This window comes from Oleiphilus sp. HI0043 (genome assembly GCF_001634935.1).
Genome location: NZ_LWEY01001012.1, coordinates 1 through 763 on the forward strand (window position 1 = coordinate 1; position 763 = coordinate 763).

1 protein-coding gene is annotated in these 763 nt (G+C 41.8%); it reads left to right on the forward strand.

Annotation, left to right across the window (positions count from 1 at the left end):
• The coding region (locus A3729_RS10840; RefSeq protein WP_156497888.1) for a Tn3 family transposase at positions 1-763 on the forward strand (763 nt) is incomplete at both ends.

A 763-nucleotide genomic window follows, 5' to 3' on the forward strand; every position in this document is an offset into this window, starting at 1 on the left:
CTGCTCGAATCGCTTTCTTTAAGACTTCAACTTAAAGCGACCCCTATCGTACGTGCTCTCAATTTTGATAGTACCTCCAAGGCAAAGGATTTATTAGAAGCAGTAGATCACTTTCAAGAGTCAGAGGGCAATGTCGGCAAATCTCCACCTATTAAGTTTCTGTCAAAGCAAGATCGAGCTAATGTTGAGCGTAATGACTTTTCAATCCCTCTGTATAAGTGCCTGCTGTTTATCTATATCTCTAAAGCAATCAAATCCGGGGACTTAAATTTAGCCTACTCATATCGCTTCCGCAGCATTCAGGACTACATGATTGATAAAGAATATTGGGAGGCTCGAAAATACCAGATCTTGCGCGAGTGCAATCTACTTGAGTACATAGACGGAGAAGCATATTTAGCGGGCTTAAAATTGGGCCTTCACGAGAAATACAAGGTTGTTAATAAGCACTTAGCCGACGGGATAAATACCTCCCTCACTTTTAAAGATGGCCGAGTATCTAGAGTGAGCACGCCAAAAACTGACTTTCAAGAGGAATCATTTATTGCGGATGCCCTATCCCAGGATGGATATATTCCAATTCTCCAACTACTTAAAGAAGTAAACCAGGTATGCCAGTTCACTGCTGACTTTAAGCACCTGAGCCCTAAAAATGTAAAGATGAAACCAAAGGAAGAAACTCTAATGGCTGGTATTCTTGCAAAGGGCTGTAATATTGGCTTAGGCAAACTCGCGAGTATTTCCGCTGGTATACAGGAGCACA